This window comes from Pantoea sp. (assembly GCF_028283705.1).
Lineage (GTDB): Bacteria > Pseudomonadota > Gammaproteobacteria > Enterobacterales > Enterobacteriaceae > Pantoea.
Window position 1 is genome coordinate 192,740 of sequence record NZ_JAPWKD010000001.1, and the last position, 14,818, is coordinate 207,557.

The window sequence follows — 14,818 nt, forward strand, 5'->3', positions numbered from 1 at the left end:
TTCCAGTCAAAAAATGCCATTTTCGGCAAAAGATTTTCATTCATAGATCGCTGTCACAATTGCGTTAAAAAACTGTCACTCTACGGAACTCTGAGCACATATTTGCAAAAACGCCCCCTACCCCAGCACTATTCTCTGCTCGATCTTTCCAGAAACTCACAAAAGAATAATCATCATGAACAGAAAAGAAGCAGTGCAACGCCTCCCGAGCCGTCTGGCCGCGGGAACCATTATGTTTGCTCTGCTGAGTGCCTCTGCCGTGGCAGCGGATGCATTCAGCTACGATTCACCCTACATGTTCGGTGACTGGGGCGGTTACCGAACCCAACTGGAGAATGATGGCGTTAAGTTTGATGTTAACTACACCATGGAAAGTGCTTCTAACCTGGGTGGCGGTTACGATAAAAACACCTCAATGCGCTACAGCGACCAATGGGCGTTTGGCGTTAATTTAGACCTGGAAAAACTGCTGAACTGGCAGGATGCTGAATTCCAGATGACCATCACCGACCGTAATGGCCAGAATATTTCTGATCAGGTGGGCGATCCGCGTAGCGGCATGCTCTCCTCTGTGCAGGAAGTTTATGGTCGTGGACAGACCTGGCGTTTAACGCAGTTCTGGTTACGTCAGGGATTATTTAACGATGTGGTTGATATCAAAGCCGGTCGTGTCACGGTGGGCGAAGACTTCGATAACTTTGATAGCAAGTTCCAGAACCTGGCATTCGGTAGCGGCCAGGCCGGTAACTGGCGTGGCGATCGTTGGTACAACTGGCCGGTTTCCCAGTGGGGCGGTCGTATCAAATTTAACATTACCCCGGAAGTCTTCTTCCAGGTGGGCTTCTACAACGATAACCCGAAAAACTACGATACCGGCAATGGCTTCCGTCTCGATATGGGCAATTCCTTAGGCAATATGGTGCCGGTGGAATTGGGCTGGAAACCCACCTTTGGTCCGGACAAACTGCCGGGTAACTACCGTATCGGTTATTACTATTCTTCAGTAGATGGCGATGTCTACGGTAGCTGGCGCAACGGTGGTTACCAGGATCAGGCGCATGCCTACGGCGGTTATGTGCTGTTGCAACAACAGCTGACTGCACAGGGTGGCGATGCCAGCCGTGGTCTTGGCGTGACGGTTCAGGCGGTAATGAACGACCACAAAACCTCGAAAACCGACAACTATCAATCCATCAGCTTTACCTGGAAAGGGCCGTTTGACGCGCGTCCTGCCGATGAAATTGGTATTGGTGCGGCACGTATTCACGTCAACAGCTCTTACACCACAGCATTACGCCAGCAGAATGCGGCTAACGGTGAGACGGACTACAACAGCCCGACCTATCTGCCGATTCAGGATGGTTCAGAATACAACTATGAAATCTACTACAACGCTCAGCTGACCAAATGGCTCCAGCTGCGTCCGAACCTGCAATATGTCACGGCGCCGGGTGCAGTGAGCGAAGTGAAAGATGCGTTTATTGGTGGTATCGCGGCAAATATCAGTTTCTAATCAGAAACTTTGCGGAAGGCGTCCTGCGGGACGCCTTTTTTTATCTCAGGCAAACATAATTTCAGCCCAGCGAGCCAGACCTGCGGTCACCGAGCCAAAATCATCGCCGCTGGCGATCGGCGTATCCGGTAATGCTTGTTGGAGTGCCGCGCGCAGAATCGGTGAACGCGCGCTGCCGCCGGTCAGATAGATCACTTCAGGTTTGGTGGCGCAGGTTGCCAGCGCCAGGTGAACCTGTTCCAGAATCCGCTCCAGCGGCTGATTGATCGCCTCTTCCAGCTGGCTGGTGCTGGTTTCCGCCTGCAACTGTGAGGCAATAAATGCCAGTGAGGCGGATGTGATCGGCTGCTCGGACAGGGCGATTTTGCTTTCCTCTGCCGCACGTACCAAGCGATAACTCAGTTTTTGCTGCCACACTTTCAGCAGGTGAGTGACCTGGTCGGGGTTCTGGGCATCGCGGATTAAATCACGCAACAACTTGCCACAGGCGGCGGAATAGAACTCGCTCTGTGCCGGAACATCGTTAATCGCCACCGCGTTCCACCACGGCAAAGCGGGCAGGGCAATGCCTTTTTGCGTGCTGCCACCAAGACCGAGCAGGGGCATCAGGGTTTTGAATGCCAGCATGATATCGAGATCGTTACCCCCGACGCGGCAGCCACTGTGGCCGAGTAAACTCTCGCGGCGATCGGCTTTGTTCCGCCATTCGGGTCCCATCAGCAGCATCGAACAGTCGGTAGTGCCGCCGCCGATATCCACCACCAGCACGCGCGTTTCTTTTTCCAGCGTGGCTTCAAAATCGAGGCCCGCGGCGACCGGCTCGAACTGGAATTCGACATCGCGGAATCCGGCGCGTTTTGCTGCACGCAGCAGAATGCCCTGAGCCTGTTCATTCGCCTCATCGCCACCCAGCCCCTGGAAGTTGATGGGACGGCCAATGACCGCCTGCTCAATCGGTTGATCCAGCTGGCTTTCGCCTTGCTGACGGATATGCAGCATCATGGCGCACACCAAATCTTCAAACAGCGCGATCTGTTGTGGTTTCAGGCCGCTGGCCCCGAGAAAGGATTTGGGTGATTTTACAAACCACACCTCTTCCGGATCGACCATATAGTTCTGCAACGCCGTGAGGCCAAACTGCACGCTGCCCGGCGTGACATCGATATCTTCTTCGCGGTTAAAGCGTAACGCGCGTTGCAGCAACGCCTGGCCTTCGTTATCCGGGGTAGGTACCTGATGATGGCGATACAGCCACTCGCTAATGGCTTCGCGGGTCGGGGCGCAAATCATGGAGGGAAGCAGGCGCTGACCATTCTCCAGCGTAAGCAGTCGTGGTACGCCCCGATCGCTGACTGCGATGGAACAGTTGGCTGTGCCGTAATCGAATCCGATAAACATCATTTCCCCCATGCCTGAAAAAAGGGGGCGACTTTAGCGCAGCTCAGGCGGGCAGGCAAGGCAGATTACATCTGTATTTCCTGGTAAACGTGATACTGACCACGTCCGGCGTGTTTGGCGCTGTAACAGGCAACATCCGCCTGTGACATCACCAGGTTGCTGATGCAGTTATGTTCATCAATTTGCGTCATACCCGCACTGGCACCGACCTGGTAGACGTTCTCCATCCACATAAAGCGATACTGATTGACCGCCGTGACCAGGCGATGCACCACATCCCTAACCTGGTCCACCTCACAATCCGGCAGCAGCAGCCCAAACTCATCACCACCGAGGCGGGCGAGGAAATCACTGCTGCGTAAATGATGCTGCATCAGTTCACCCAGCTCGCGCAACAACGCGTCCCCGGCCGCATGGCCTGCGGTATCATTCACCGCTTTAAATTTATCGAGGTCGATAAACACCAGTACGTGTTGATGCTGATGCACCGTGGCATCGCTCAGCAGACGCTTGAGTTGCTGTTCAAAGCTCAGCCGGTTGGGCAGACGTGTCAGCATATCGTGTGAGGCGCTGTAGCTCAGGCGCTTCATCATATTGCGTGATTCGCTAACGTCCTGAATCACCATCACGGCACCAATGTTTTCGCCGGTCAGGGTTTTCAACGGCGTAATGCTGTAATGGATTTCGAACACGCCACCGTCGGCGGTATGCAGCACCAGCTCCTCTTCCAGGCCGGGGGTGGTTTTTTCCGCCGGTAACTGGCACAGCAATAAATTTTCGAGACGAGGGCCACTGGCTCCGCGCGTAATATTGAGTAACTCAGAAATCGGCAGCCCCGCCGCCGTATCCTGGGTCCAGCCGGTCATCATTTCCGCTACCGGATTCATAAAGGTGACACACATTTCGTCATTGGTACTGATCACCGCCTCACCGATCGAATCGAGGGTGATTGCCATGCGCTCTTTTTCCTGGAACAACGCATCGTTCAGGGTACGCAGATGGGTGATATCCTGACTGATGCCGAGCATGCGTTCGATTTGCCCATCCTGGCTGAGGATACGGTTGGCCTCGGTGCGTACATAGCGAATGCCATCCGGCAGGTTGATGCGATATTCCATGTGAAACGCGCTGCGGCGCTCAATCGCTTCCTGTACCGTAAGCGCGGCGTAGTCCTGTTCTGACGGGTGCACGCGCTGCATCCACAGGTCGTAGGTTGGCACTTCATGGGCAGCCAGACCATACAGCTCGTGCATGCGCTTATCCCACATCAGTTCACCGGTCAGCAGGTTCCACTCCCATACGCCAATACCCCCGGCTTCATTTGCCAGCGTGATACGTTCCATCAGACGACGATTGACCTGCTCACTCTGTTTCAGCTCGGAAATATCGACAATCTGCGAAATGAAGTAGAGCGGCTGCTGCTGTGTATCCCGCACCATGGATACCGTCAGACGCGCCCAGACGATATCGCCATCTTTGCGGAAATAGCGCTTCTCCATGGTATAAGTCATGATTTCTCCCTTCAGCAGGCGGTTCAGCTGCTGCAGGTCGGATTCCAGATCGTCCGGGTGGGTGATTTGCTGGAAGGTGAGTTTTTTCAACTCATCAGCCGGGAAACCCAGCGTGCGACACAGCGATTGGTTTACCTGCAACCAGCCGCCCTGCGGCGATACCAGCGCCATGCCGATAGCGGAATATTCCATCGCATTACGGAAGCGGGTTTCATTTTCGGAGATATGGTTTTTCTCACGCTGAAAGGCATCCATCACCAGAGCCATCACATGGCTGGGGAGTAATACCAGCAGGAAGGGGAGCCAGGTCCCGGTCTGCCCCAGCATGCGATCCTCATGGCCGAGATTGACCAGACCAAACGCCAGCAGGAACGATATAAAGCTGGAGTTGATCAGGAAAAGTAAGAAAGCTTCAAACTTCGGCAGGCGTACTGCGCACCAGAACAGAATCACCACAATAAAGGTGAAGGGCCACGGCAGATAGCGCAGGCTCAGATAACTGGCGATCAGGGTAACGGCGAGGGTGAAGAGTGTCTCCAGACCGCGATGACGCGCTACCGGGTTTTCCTGCTTACCTGATGGCCACAGCAGCAGCACCGGACCGAGCGCCAGCATACCGATGATCTCTGAAACTACCCAGGTCGAGAAAAAGGGCAGTGTGGCTTGGCCATCAACATGCAGGATCCACAGCGCCAGCACCCCACCTGCCAGCGGTGCCAGCAGCCCGGCGCACACCACGTAACGCCCCCAGTCGAGCAGCGAATTCAGTGGTGCATTGCGGTTAAGCAACGCGCGGAGCATCATGCCACCGATCAGCGCCTGTAGCATATTCAGTAAGGCAAATTTGAGGTTACTGACTGCCGGACCGATCATCAGCAGATTGGCTAGCGCAGTGCCAATCAGACAGCCCAGCAACAGAAGCGGCACGCGCGGCGCAGGGGCGCGGAACACCACAATGGTCATCAATGCGGTGGAATACCACAGCGGCGAAATACGCCCACTGACGACAATTAGCTCCAGACAAAACAGCGTTAGCAGAAACGCGATTACCCCCAGATAGAGGGCGCTGAGCCAATATTTCTTAGAGCCATACTGCGAGGTCAATATGTCGAGGGTCATGCACGAATCCAGCAGCGCGCATTCGCAACACGACGAAAAATGCGCCAGTCATTCTCTATCAGGCATGCTAGCACATCTGGTACAGATGTCTGCCGCCAATTCACTTTTGCCCCTTGTTCAATAGATTGACTGGCCCTTTGTTAACAAAGGGCCAGTCAGGTTACTGACGAAAGAGGTCGGCACGCGTATACGGTTTTTCCAGACCGGCAAGGTCGGCAGAGAAGCGCTCAAGGAATTGCTGTGTGGTGGCAACGCGGCCATGGCTGACGAGTAACAGTGGCACCAGAAAAGCTACGCCCATCTGCGGCAGGCTAAAGGCTTTCAGCGCGGTGTCACGCTGGCTAAGCAGGAAGGCGCTGCTGAGTGTAAAACCCAGCGCCAGACCAGCGATCACTTCGCTGGGTGAATGTGCGTGGATCGCGAGGCGGGATAACCCGACCATCATCGGGATCAGATAACCGATACTGATGGTCAGCGTGCGCCAGAAACTGGACCAGCGACCGGAAACCAGCCACATCATTACCGGCCAGAGTGTGGCAGACATCGCGCTGTGGCCGCTAAAGCCCGTGAAGTTAAACCGGGCGCTGCCAATGCCAAAGCCAAGAAACATAATTTTAGAAATGCTGACCAGCAAACCAGCCAGACCAAACGCCAGCAGCCAATACCACACGGTACGGCGGTTGTCGCTTTTCCACGGCAGCACCAGTGCGATGATCACCGCAGTGGGGATCAGCAGCATACTGTCACCGAAATAGGTCAGGGTTTTCCAGCTCATACATCTCCTTTGGACTTACACACGGTCAGGCACAACATTGCACGCAATATTGGCAGAAGAACAGTGTATCGATTAAGCGGCTTGCTGCAAAAGGGGATAATCTGAAAAGCCACGGCCCGCATTTCTCTGGCATCAAACCGGTGAAATACCTATAATTGCCGCCAACCAAACCCTCTCATTATCGGCCCGTCGAAGTTCCGACTTCAACAGGCTCCAGTTATCAGGTCTTAAAAAAGTATGACTGACAAGTCCCATCAGTGCGTGATCGTTGGCATTGCAGGTGCATCCGCATCCGGAAAAAGTCTTATTGCCAGCACGCTCTATCGTGAAATCCGTGACCAGGTCGGTGACGAGCATATCGGGGTAATCCCGGAAGATGCCTACTACAAAGATCAAAGCCACCTGACCATGGAAGAGAGGGTCAAAACCAATTATGACCATCCGAGTGCGATGGATCATGACCTGCTGCTGCAACATCTTCAGGCGCTGAAGGCGGGGCAGGACATCGAACTGCCGGTTTACAGCTATGTTGAGCACACCCGTACCACTGAGTGTATCCACCTGAAGCCGAAAAAGGTGATTATCCTCGAAGGGATCTTGCTGCTCACTGATGCGCGTCTGCGTCAGGAAATGAATTTCTCCATTTTCGTCGATACCCCGCTGGATATCTGCCTGATGCGTCGCATGAAACGTGATGTTAACGAACGCGGCCGTTCGATGGATTCAGTGATGAGCCAGTATCAGAAGACGGTTCGCCCGATGTTCCTGCAGTTTATCGAACCCTCCAAGCAGTACGCCGACATTATTGTGCCGCGCGGTGGGAAAAACCGCATTGCCATTGATATCCTCAAGGCAAAAATTAACCAGTTCTTCGAATAAACCGCGTCCGGATGGACGTGACGCGCTCAGGTTGTCACATCAGCGGCAGCCTTTCGCTACACTTAAATCATGGAGTCACAGCGATGAGATTATGCGATCGCGATATAGAAACCTGGCTGGACAGCGGTAAGCTGGCGATCTCGCCACGTCCGCCAGTTGAGCGTATTAATGGTGCCACGGTCGATGTGCGCCTCGGCAATCAGTTCCGCACCTTTCGCGGCCACACCGCGGCATTTATCGACCTCAGTGGTCCAAAGCATGAGGTGAGTGCTGCACTGGATCGCGTGATGAGCGATGAAATTGTGCTGCCGGAAGGGGAAGCGTTCTTCCTGCATCCGGGCGAGCTGGCGCTGGCGGTGACGCTGGAATCAGTGACGTTGCCGGATGATCTGGTCGGCTGGCTGGATGGTCGTTCATCATTGGCCCGTCTGGGGTTAATGGTGCATGTGACGGCACACCGTATCGACCCAGGCTGGCAGGGGCGCATCGTGCTGGAATTTTATAATTCCGGTAAGCTACCGCTGGCACTGCGTCCCGGCATGCTGATTGGTGCCCTGAGTTTTGAGCCGCTCTCCGGCCCGGCGGCGCGTCCGTACAACCGTCGTGAAGATGCTAAATATCGTGGCCAGCAGGGTGCTGATGCCAGCCGTATCGACAAAGATTGATCGCCGGATATTGAGGATGTAATGAGAAGAGTGATAACCACGCTGGCCATCCTGTTAGTGGTGGTCGTAGCGGGAATGACAGCACTGGTGTTGCTGGTGAATCCCAACGACTTTCGTACCTATATGGTACAACAGGTGGAACAACGCAGTGGTTATCGGCTCCAGGTCAGTGGCGATCTGCGCTGGCACGTCTGGCCGCAGCTGAGCATTCTGGCTGGCCGGATGAGCCTGACTGCGCCCGGGGCTAGTCAGCCGGTGGTCATCGCGGAAAATATGCGTCTCGACGTTAACCTGTGGCCGTTACTCTCTCATCAACTGAGCGTCAGCCAGGTGATGCTGAAAAATGCCATCATCCGCGTCACGCCTGATAGTGATGCGAAAAAGCCGACGGGAGCACCGGTAGGGCCGCGTGATGCCGAACCGGTTGCCAGTAACAATGGCTGGTCATTTGATATTGGTAAGCTGCGCCTTGCCGATAGCCTGCTGATTTGGCAGCAGCAGGGCGGTGACGAATACAACTTCCGCGCGCTGAACCTCAACCTGATTCAGGATGCCAGCAAGCAAGCCAGCATTGATCTCAGCACCCGTATTTCCCGCAATCAGCGCAACCTTGTGGTCAGCCTCAAGGGACAGCTTGATGCTGCGCAATATCCCCATCGTTTGACTGGTCAGATTGATGCGCTGGATTACACGCTGGATGGCGCCAATTTGCCGACCCAGGGAATCAAAGGGACGCTGAGTGGCGAAGGTGAATGGAATAATGACCGCCAGCAGTTTGCCTTGAATAAAATGCAACTGAGTGCCAATGACAGTTCGCTTGATGGCAGCGCGCAAGGACGTATTTCTCTGCCGCAGCAGTTCGCGCTAAAGCTGCATGCCTCGACGCTGAATCTCGATAATCTGATGGCCAGTGCCCCGGTCAGTGATAGCGGTACCCCGCAACATGTCAGCGTGATACGCACCCCGGTGATCGCCGAGCCGCGTGAGCGTGACAACAGCGATTCGCCGCTGAATATGATGGACCTGTCACTGAACCTCAACGCGGACAAAGCGGTGTGGCGTGGATTGACGTTAAGCAATCTGCAACTGGCCGCCAGCAATCAGGAGGGCCTGATGACCCTCAGCCAATTGCAGGGCAAGCTGGGCGACGGGCAGTTCTCGATACCGGGAACGGTAGATATTCGTCATCCGGTCACTGAGGTGACGCTGCAACCGGAACTGTCACAGGTGGCGATTGCGCCGCTGCTGAAGGCATTTGAACTGCCGGAAGCGTTACAGGGAACGGTGTCACTGCAGGGTGATTTGAGTGGCAGCGGCCTGAGTATCGATGATGCTAAACAGAACTGGCAGGGGAGTGCGGAATTAACCGCCAACAACCTGCAACTGGCGCAGATCAATTTGCAGCAGATGGTGCGCCGTGCCGTCGATCGTATCAGCAATCGCGTCACCAACGACGCCAGCGACGACCAGAATATCCAGCAGTTGAGCGGTCGCATCAGTCTGAATCATGGCAACATCGTCCTGCCGGATTTGCAGGGTGGCAGTAGCCATCTGGCCGTGCAGAGCCAGGGCAATATTAACCTCGCCACTCGTCAGCTGGATGTCACCATTAATATGATGCTGCGTGGCTGGAAAGGCGACGATAAGCTTGCTGCGGTGATGAATGAGCAGACTATCCCGCTGCGTATGTACGGTCAGTGGGACAATTTGCAATATTCGCTGCCGGTGGATCAGGTTTTGCGCCAGCAATTGCAGAGTGAAGCGAAAAGCCGCCTGGATCAGTGGCTGGATAAACAACAGCCGTCCAAAGCCAAACCCTGATGATGTTGTAGCGGCGCGATTTATTGCGCCGCTACGGGTTCTGCACAACCTCCGATGCCAGCGGCACAATCTCCACCTTCTGCACGCGGTGATTTTCTACCTGCAACGTCCGCAGCAGGTAATCTCCCACCTGTAAAACTTCCCCTTCGTGTGGCACGTGTTGCAGGCTATCCATCAGTAAACCAGCCAGCGTGTGATAGTTACGTTTCTCATCCAGTGGCAGGTGCACATACACCGCTAAATCTTCCAGCGGCATATGGCCGTTAGCAATCCACCCGCCGTCGGAGCTGGGTTGAATGTCATAGCGGGCATCAATCTCTTCTCCTTCATTAGGCAGATTGCCCGCAATGGTTTCCATCACATCGCTAAGCGTGACCACCCCTTCCACCGAGCCAAACTCATCGACCACAAAGGCAAAATGGGTGCGTGCCTGGCGAAACTGTTCCAGCGCCTGCAGCAACGTGAGGCGTTCGGGGAACACCAGCGGCTGACGAATCAGCGAACGTAAATCGAGTGATTTAACATGCAAAGCCTGATGCATCAGATCAATAACATGCACCACGCCCAGTGGCTCATTGCCCTTTTCGGTTATCAGAATGCGGGTGTGCTGATTGCGATCGAGCTTCGCCATAATTTCTGCCGGGTCTTCACTCAAATCGATATGTTCAACGTCATGGCGTGAGGTCATGATGCTGCTGATTTGTCGCTGTCCCAGCCCCAGTACGCGCGCAATCATGCGCCGTTCCTGGCGATTAAACAGCGCGCCTTCCTCGCTATCCGCGAGGAGCGATGCGGTGTCGGCGTCCAGCTCCGCACGTTGCGCTTCACCACGTAAAATACGCAGCACCGCTTCAGCAGTGCGCTGACGCAGCGGACGGCCAGCAGAAAGAAAACGACGGCGGTTAAATATCGCCAGCTGGTTGAATATTTCAATCAGGATTGAGAAGCCGATGGCGGCGTACAGGTATCCCTTGGGGATGATAAAGCCAAGGCCTTCTGCCACCAGGCTGAAGCCAATCATCAGCAGGAAACTCAGGCAGAGAATGACAATGGTGGGATGGCCATTGACGAAACGCGTGAGGGGTTTACTGGCCAGCAACATCAGCAGTATGGCGATGGTGACTGCCGTCATCATCACCGGCAATTCATTCACCATACCCACTGCGGTGATCACCGCATCAAGCGAGAAGATGGCATCCAGCACCACGATTTGCGCCACGACGGGCCAGAATTTAGCACCATTATTAGTTTGACCGTCGTCTTCGTCGCTGCCTTCCAGCCGGTCATTTAATTCGGTTGTGGCTTTAAATAGCAGAAATACACCGCCCGCAAACAGCAGCAGATCGCGCGCACTGAAGCTATGTTGCCAGAAGGTAAAGAGGGGTTGGGTCAGGGTAACCAACCAGGAAAGCGAGGCCAGCAGCAGCAGACGCGATACCAGCGCCAGCAGCAGACCAATCACACGGGCGCGATCGCGCACCGACGAAGGTAATTTTTCCACCAGAATGGCAATGAAAACCAGGTTATCAATGCCCAGCACCAGCTCAAGAACGATTAGCGTGACTAATCCGGCCCAGAGCGAGGGATCAGTGATCCACGCCAACATGCTTTCATCACCTGAATGTCTGAGAATGAGCTTAGTCTTATCATAGTTAATCCTCAGCCAGGGAACAAATAGCGCCTGAGCACCGTATTACATAGGGTGCTCATGATAATAAGGAATATTCCTAAACGCTATTTTGTACAGATAAGTTGAATGTATGGATAAACAACATGCGCCTGATATCACCACTATTAATTTTTTTCTTCATGCGTCGATGTGCATTTTTAATGCGAAATGCGCAGAAGGTGAGTATCGAATTATTCTGATTTTTGCGTGGGAATGGCCTGAAAGGGATGGCATCAATACTAATGACTGGTAGTCTTTTTCCTAAAATAGAGCAGGGAACACGGGGTCTACTTGTAAACAAGCCAGTAATAACTAGTATAGCAACGTGTTAGTAAATGTCTGCGCTTATGTTGTTAATAGCGCGCTGTTTAGCTTCTTAATGTTGAGAATTGTGATCGTGCCCAGGTTAAGGCCAGTTATTGTCATGGCTTTTAAGGTCGTTCACAGACAGGAAATAGGGTGAGTAAAGCGGTATTGGCAGCGACAGCCAAGGGCGGTAGCGTGTCCGAAGTGCTTTTCTCTCCGGGGGATTTGCTTTGCAGGGGTATCAGCAGGAACTCGGACTAATCTGTTGGTATTTATCATAATTTTCTGGGTGTGACTGCAAAGGAATTGGCATCAACGCCGAAGATATACCCCCCAGGTTGCTGCTTTCGTGACAGTTTTTTATATCGCTCATTTATTACGCAGTCTTGTGGCATTAAGGATTAGGGAAATAAAATAAAGAGTTAATTATGCGCGATAACGAATTTACCTATAAAAGTCTCCTCACTAAAATTTTACTGGCGTGCTCGGATTTAATTTGTTTCAACGCGGCGTTGTTTATTGCTCTGGCGCTGATTAATTCGCTCACGAACTCCCCACTGGCAGATATTTCTGAAAAAGACCTCGATTTAAAAATCGCCACACACATCTGTCTGTCGATTATTTGTGTTGGCTGGTTCTGGGTTCGCCTGCGACATTTCACCTATCGCAAGCCTTTCTGGTTCGAGCTAAAAGAGATCTTTCGTACCATTCTTATTTTCTCTGTCATCGATTTGTCAATTACCGCACTGTCACAGTGGCAGATGTCGCGTTTTGTCTGGGTACTGACCTGGCTTCTGGCATTAATCCTAATTCCACTGGGTCGTGCCCTGTCAAAACGCGTCCTGAACCATTTTGGCATGTGGAAAAAGCAGACCATTATCATCGGCAGTAACAAGAATGCCGAGGAAGCCTGGCAGGCACTGCAAAGCGAAGAAGTGATGGGATTTGATGTGATCGCTTTTTTCGATGTGGATGGCAGTTGCCCACAGACCAGCATTGCCGGTGTTCCGGTGCTGCGTAATGAGCAGGAATTGTGGCAGCTCACCAACGTTGAGACGCAATTTATCGTCGCGGTGGAGTTTGAGCAGAGCCAGCATCGTGATAACTGGCTGAAGACGCTCGCTATGCACAACTGTCGCTCAGTTTCCGTTATCCCAACGCTGCGTGGTGTGCCGCTCTACGGCACCGATATGGCGTATATCTTCAGCCACGAAGTGATGATCCTGCGGGTTAATAACAACCTGGCGAAGCGGACTTCGCGTTGCCTGAAACGTGTCTTCGATGTTGTTGGCGCGCTCAGCATCATCATTGCGCTGTCACCGGCATTACTGGTACTGGGATTCCTGGTGGGACGTGACGGTGGCAACCCGATATACGGCCATGAACGCGTTGGTATGAATGGTCGCAAGTTCAAATGTCTCAAATTCCGCTCGATGGTGATCAACTCAAAAGAGGTGCTGGAAGAGGTACTGCGTACCGATCCGGTGGCGCGCGCCGAGTGGGACAAAGATTTCAAACTGAAGAACGATCCCCGCATTACGAAAGTCGGTCACTTTATCCGTAAAACCAGTCTGGATGAGTTACCGCAACTGTGGAACGTGGTCCGTGGCGATATGAGCCTGGTGGGACCGCGTCCGGTTATCGAAGATGAACTCTGCCGTTATGCCGGTGACGTCGATTATTACCTGATGGCGAAACCAGGCATGACGGGATTGTGGCAGGTCAGCGGTCGTAACGACGTTGACTATGAAACGCGCGTCTATTTCGATTCGTGGTATGTCAAAAACTGGTCGCTGTGGAATGACATCGCGATTCTGTTTAAGACGATTGGCGTAGTGCTGAAACGCGACGGAGCTTATTGATAGACAGCGAGGGCACGGCGACAACATAAAACCCAGGGAGCCAATGATAATGACCCACAGTTTCGGTGTTTAACCCGTCGGCTTTATTTTTGTAAGACGCTTACACAGCGGCGTTTTCGCCTCTATCAATCATTAACTGATAGCGAAGATCCAGATGATTACAATGAAAATTAAAATGATACCGTTACTGGTATCGGCCACTATTCTCTCCGGGTGCACGATCGAGCCAGGTCAGCGCCTTTCCACTAGCGGAAAAGATGTCATTGAGCAGCAGGACAGCAATTTTGACATCGACAAATACGTTAACGTCTTTCCTTTAACACCGCGTCTGGTTGAGCAGATGCGTCCGAAACCGCTGGTGGCGCAAGCCAACCCGGCGTTGCAGAACGAAATTCAGAGCTATGAATATCGTGTCGGCATTGGTGATGTACTGAACGTCACCGTGTGGGATCACCCGGAATTGACCACCCCTGCGGGCCAGTACCGCAGTGCCAGCGACACCGGTAACTGGGTGCAGGCTGATGGTACGATCTTCTATCCCTATATCGGCAAAGTGCGGGTTGCGGGTAGAACCGTGACTGAGATCCGTGCCGAAATCGCGCGCCGTCTGGCGCAGTACATCGAAAGTCCGCAGGTGGATGTGAACGTCGCTGCCTTCCGTTCACAAAAAACCTATATCAGCGGTTCGGTGACGACTTCAGGCCAACAGGCGATTACCAACGTACCGCTTACGGTACTGGACGCGGTCAACGCCGCAGGGGGTCTGACGGCGGATGCCGACTGGCGTAACGTGGTGCTGACGCACGGTGGCCGTGAACAGCGTATTTCGCTGCAGGCGCTGATGCAAAACGGTGACCTGAGCCAGAACCACTTGCTGTATCCGGGCGATATTCTTTACGTCCCACGTAACGACGATCTGAAGGTCTTCGTTATGGGTGAAGTGAAGCAGCAGACCACGCTGAAAATGGACCGCAGCGGCATGACGCTGGCTGAAGCGCTGGGCAATGCTCAGGGCATGGATCAGACCACGGCAGATGCCACCGGCGTGTTCGTCATTCGTCCTATTCGTGGCAGCAACCGTACCAAGATCGCCAACATCTATCAGTTGAATACCAAAGATGCTGCATCAATGGTGATGGGTACTGAATTCCAACTGGAGCCGTACGACATCGTGTATGTCACCTCCACTCCGCTCACCCGCTGGAACCGTGTTATTTCCGCGCTGCTGCCAACCATCGTAGGTATCGACGATGCAAGCTCCGCAGCTCTGCGTTTCCATACATGGGATAACTAAGGTTTA

The 14,818-nt window shown here is 53.5% G+C and carries 10 protein-coding genes; 6 read left to right on the forward strand and 4 right to left on the reverse strand.

What is annotated here, in order from left to right:
* Nucleotides 1-175 precede the first annotated feature (175 nt).
* On the forward strand, nucleotides 176-1,513 hold the full coding sequence (locus PW844_RS00840) for a carbohydrate porin (RefSeq protein WP_299445568.1): 1,338 nt from the start codon (nucleotides 176-178) through the stop codon (nucleotides 1,511-1,513).
* A gap of 45 nt (nucleotides 1,514-1,558) precedes the next feature.
* Here PW844_RS00840 and yegD read toward each other — a convergent pair whose 3' ends face one another.
* The 3 genes from yegD to PW844_RS00855 all read right to left on the reverse strand — a co-directional run bounded on the left by yegD (nucleotide 1,559) and on the right by PW844_RS00855 (nucleotide 6,316).
* The gene (yegD, locus tag PW844_RS00845) at nucleotides 1,559-2,911 is read right to left on the reverse strand and encodes a molecular chaperone (RefSeq protein ID WP_299445684.1); all 1,353 of its coding nucleotides are present in this window, start codon (nucleotides 2,909-2,911) and stop codon (nucleotides 1,559-1,561) included.
* Between the two features lie 65 nt (nucleotides 2,912-2,976).
* Nucleotides 2,977-5,541, reverse strand: a complete 2,565-nt coding sequence (locus PW844_RS00850; protein WP_299445570.1) for a diguanylate cyclase — start codon at nucleotides 5,539-5,541, stop codon at nucleotides 2,977-2,979.
* Between the two features lie 160 nt (nucleotides 5,542-5,701).
* Entirely contained in the window at nucleotides 5,702-6,316 is a 615-nt protein-coding gene (locus tag PW844_RS00855; RefSeq protein WP_299445572.1) for a phosphatase PAP2 family protein, read from the reverse strand.
* A gap of 237 nt (nucleotides 6,317-6,553) precedes the next feature.
* Here PW844_RS00855 and udk point away from each other — a divergent pair, with 237 nt between their 5' ends.
* From udk to asmA, 3 genes are all read left to right on the forward strand, one after another.
* Complete coding sequence (gene udk / locus PW844_RS00860) at nucleotides 6,554-7,195, forward strand: uridine kinase (protein ID WP_299445574.1); 642 nt, start codon at nucleotides 6,554-6,556, stop codon at nucleotides 7,193-7,195.
* A gap of 83 nt (nucleotides 7,196-7,278) precedes the next feature.
* Entirely contained in the window at nucleotides 7,279-7,860 is a 582-nt protein-coding gene (gene dcd / locus PW844_RS00865) for a dCTP deaminase (RefSeq protein WP_013509754.1), read from the forward strand.
* Nucleotides 7,861-7,881: 21 nt separating this feature from the next.
* Nucleotides 7,882-9,681: an outer membrane assembly protein AsmA gene (asmA, locus tag PW844_RS00870; protein WP_299445578.1), complete on the forward strand. Its 1,800-nt coding sequence runs from the start codon at nucleotides 7,882-7,884 to the stop codon at nucleotides 9,679-9,681.
* 31 nt (nucleotides 9,682-9,712) lie between these two features.
* Here asmA and PW844_RS00875 read toward each other — a convergent pair whose 3' ends face one another.
* Nucleotides 9,713-11,287 carry a TerC family protein gene (locus PW844_RS00875; RefSeq protein WP_299445580.1) on the reverse strand — a complete coding sequence of 525 codons (1,575 nt, stop codon included), beginning with the start codon at nucleotides 11,285-11,287 and terminating at the stop codon, nucleotides 9,713-9,715.
* Between the two features lie 797 nt (nucleotides 11,288-12,084).
* Here PW844_RS00875 and wbaP point away from each other — a divergent pair.
* The gene (gene wbaP, locus PW844_RS00880; protein WP_299445582.1) at nucleotides 12,085-13,518 is read left to right on the forward strand and encodes an undecaprenyl-phosphate galactose phosphotransferase WbaP; all 1,434 of its coding nucleotides are present in this window, start codon (nucleotides 12,085-12,087) and stop codon (nucleotides 13,516-13,518) included.
* Between the two features lie 154 nt (nucleotides 13,519-13,672).
* On the forward strand, nucleotides 13,673-14,812 hold the full coding sequence (locus tag PW844_RS00885) for a polysaccharide export protein (protein ID WP_208715789.1): 1,140 nt from the start codon (nucleotides 13,673-13,675) through the stop codon (nucleotides 14,810-14,812).
* Nucleotides 14,813-14,818 lie beyond the last annotated feature (6 nt).

Bases quoted from the DNA above. Each gene is read 5' to 3' on its own strand.
- PW844_RS00840 (WP_299445568.1), top strand. From the start codon at position 176: ATGAACAGAAAAGAAGCAGTGCAACGCCTCCCGAGCCGTCTGGCCGCG.
- yegD (WP_299445684.1), bottom strand. From the start codon at position 2,911: ATGTTTATCGGATTCGATTACGGCACAGCCAACTGTTCCATCGCAGTC.
- PW844_RS00850 (WP_299445570.1), bottom strand. From the start codon at position 5,541: ATGACCCTCGACATATTGACCTCGCAGTATGGCTCTAAGAAATATTGG.
- PW844_RS00855 (WP_299445572.1), bottom strand. From the start codon at position 6,316: ATGAGCTGGAAAACCCTGACCTATTTCGGTGACAGTATGCTGCTGATC.
- udk (WP_299445574.1), top strand. From the start codon at position 6,554: ATGACTGACAAGTCCCATCAGTGCGTGATCGTTGGCATTGCAGGTGCA.
- dcd (WP_013509754.1), top strand. From the start codon at position 7,279: ATGAGATTATGCGATCGCGATATAGAAACCTGGCTGGACAGCGGTAAG.
- asmA (WP_299445578.1), top strand. From the start codon at position 7,882: ATGAGAAGAGTGATAACCACGCTGGCCATCCTGTTAGTGGTGGTCGTA.
- PW844_RS00875 (WP_299445580.1), bottom strand. From the start codon at position 11,287: ATGTTGGCGTGGATCACTGATCCCTCGCTCTGGGCCGGATTAGTCACG.
- wbaP (WP_299445582.1), top strand. From the start codon at position 12,085: ATGCGCGATAACGAATTTACCTATAAAAGTCTCCTCACTAAAATTTTA.
- PW844_RS00885 (WP_208715789.1), top strand. From the start codon at position 13,673: ATGATTACAATGAAAATTAAAATGATACCGTTACTGGTATCGGCCACT.